This window comes from Rahnella perminowiae (assembly GCF_019049755.1).
GTDB lineage: Bacteria > Pseudomonadota > Gammaproteobacteria > Enterobacterales > Enterobacteriaceae > Rahnella > Rahnella perminowiae.
Genome location: NZ_JAFMOS010000219.1, coordinates 1 through 2,099, shown reverse-complemented (window position 1 = coordinate 2,099; position 2,099 = coordinate 1). Strand labels below are relative to the sequence as shown.

Annotated in this window: 3 protein-coding genes; all 3 read left to right on the top strand. The window is 53.5% G+C overall.

Features of this window, described 5'->3' with window-relative positions:
- Window positions 1-401 precede the first annotated feature (401 nt).
- Window positions 402-1,727 (top strand): heme anaerobic degradation radical SAM methyltransferase ChuW/HutW, encoded by a 1,326-nt coding sequence (gene hutW, locus J1785_RS01450; RefSeq protein WP_217218647.1) that lies wholly within the window; start codon window positions 402-404, stop codon window positions 1,725-1,727.
- A gap of 62 nt (window positions 1,728-1,789) precedes the next feature.
- Window positions 1,790-1,951: a ChuX/HutX family heme-like substrate-binding protein gene (locus tag J1785_RS01445; RefSeq protein WP_165385165.1), complete on the top strand. Its 162-nt coding sequence runs from the start codon at window positions 1,790-1,792 to the stop codon at window positions 1,949-1,951.
- Entirely contained in the window at window positions 1,948-2,079 is a 132-nt protein-coding gene (locus J1785_RS26845) for a hypothetical protein (RefSeq protein WP_255466697.1), read from the top strand. The genes J1785_RS01445 and J1785_RS26845 overlap by 4 nt, the downstream gene beginning before the upstream one ends.
- Window positions 2,080-2,099 lie beyond the last annotated feature (20 nt).

The following is a 2,099-nucleotide window of genomic DNA, read 5'->3' as shown; positions in this document are numbered from 1 at the left end:
TGCTTATATTATGCTGAATGATATTAATAATCATCCATGGGGAATTGCTTATTGTTTACACCAGACCCTGAATCAAAAAGGTTATCAAACCGGAACACCGGAAAATGATGCAGCCAATATAATGAAGAAATGACTGTAAGTAAAAATGGAGAAACCGCAGGCATCTACGGGATTGATAAAGCCACTGTAAGATCTCTTGGCCGCTCAGTAAATACACATAATGTTCAGGACCAGACGTATCGGGATATGAATGACGCACTGCATCACTGCAAGTCTGAGTTTGATCAGTAATCCTGTCTGACTTGATACAGATCATCGAAAACGCGGGTTATGTTTGATCGAATGATAATCATTATCGTTTAATACGGGGAATGTTTGATTCTTCAGGAGATGAAGCCCCTATGAACCTGGACCTCCCGCGTTTTTATGCCGCTGAACCGGGGCTGCCGTTTCCCGATCGCCGGGCAGTCATGCCCTGGCGGCCTCAGCAGCCCGTTCCGCCGCAGGATATTCCCGCTCAGTGGCAGGCGCTGTGCCAGCGTCCGCTTCCGGCCAATAAGCGTCTGGTCTACCTGCATATCCCTTTTTGCGCGACACACTGCAAGTTTTGCGGGTTCTACCAGAACAAACTGGAAGCAGAGGCCACGGAACAATATTGTGCTTATCTGATTCGGGAAATCGAACAGGAAGCCGCTTCGTCGCTGCATCAGTCCGCCCCTGTCCACGCGGTTTATTTTGGCGGCGGCACCCCCACCGCCCTCAGCGCGAAACAGCTGCACCGGATCATCATCACGCTGCGCCGCAGTTTACCACTGGCACCGGATTGCGAAATCACCGTTGAAGGACGCATCCTTAACTTTGACGATGAGCGTATAGATGCCTGTCTCGATGCCGGTGCGAACCGTTTTTCGATTGGTATTCAGACGTTCGATACCCGTATTCGTCAGCGCATGGGGCGCCGCGCGAACCGTGAAGAAGCGATACAGTTTCTGCGTAAACTCGGTGAGCGTGACCGCGCGGCGGTGGTCTGCGACCTGATGTTCGGATTACCGGAACAGACGCCGGAAAGCTGGCGGGAAGATTTGCAGATAATCCGCGACCTGCCTTTGGATGGCGTTGATCTTTATGCGCTGAACCTGCTGCCTTCTACACCACTGGGCAAAGCGGTCGAGAATAAACGCACTACGCTGCCGGATGTCAGCATGCGCCGCGATTTTTATCTCGAAGGCGAGGCGTTTCTGGCGCGTGACGGCTGGCATCAGATCAGCAACAGTCACTGGGCACGCAACACCCGTGAACGCAATCTCTACAATTTGCTGATCAAAAAAGGCGCGGATTGTCTGGCCTTTGGCAGCGGGGCGGGCGGCACTCTGGGTAGCCAGTCGTATATGACGGCGCGCAATCTGCAAGCGTATTACCAGCAACTGGATGCCGGGTTGAAACCTATTATGATGATGACAGCGGCAACGACCCGCGAGCACCGCTGGCGGCTGGATTTGCAGGGCGGCATCGAAGCGGGCTGTTATGATCTCAGCCGTATCGTTGAAGATCCCTTCCCGCTTGAACCCCTGTTGCAACAATGGCAACAGTGCGGCCTGATGCACAGCGAAGGCCCGCGTTTTAATCTCACGCCTGCCGGGCGGTTCTGGGCCAGCAATATGTTGCAGGCCTTACAAACACTGATCCCTCAACTGACCTTACGGAATGATACACATGCGCACGGATAACCTTCAGTCCCTGTTCGACTTTTTAGCCACACAACCCGACGGCACCGTCGAAGAGGCAGTTTATGGGAATTAACACAGCAAGTGTCTGGATTTTAAACGCTTGCGGTTATGCCATGCTTAAGGTTTTCGTCGGGCGCGACAGCCATCGCCAGCTTTTTGCCGATCGGCTGAATGCTTTTCGTGCCCTCCCCGCCATGCTGGCTGAGAGAGAGAAACAACCTTGAATACTTTGCTGATTTTTGGCGCAGGCAGCGGTGTCGCCCTGCATATTCAGCAACTGCTGGCCTCCGGCGAAGGCCGGGGCAAAGTGTTTGCGCTGTGTGATACGACGCCGGAGGGAGAACGGTTCTGAATTAAATGCCCCGGGAACGG

What these genes read in the sequence shown, in the direction of transcription:
- hutW (WP_217218647.1), top strand. Translation starts at nt 402, where the DNA reads ATGAACCTGGACCTCCCGCGTTTTTATGCCGCTGAACCGGGGCTGCCG.
- J1785_RS01445 (WP_165385165.1), top strand. Translation starts at nt 1,790, where the DNA reads ATGGGAATTAACACAGCAAGTGTCTGGATTTTAAACGCTTGCGGTTAT.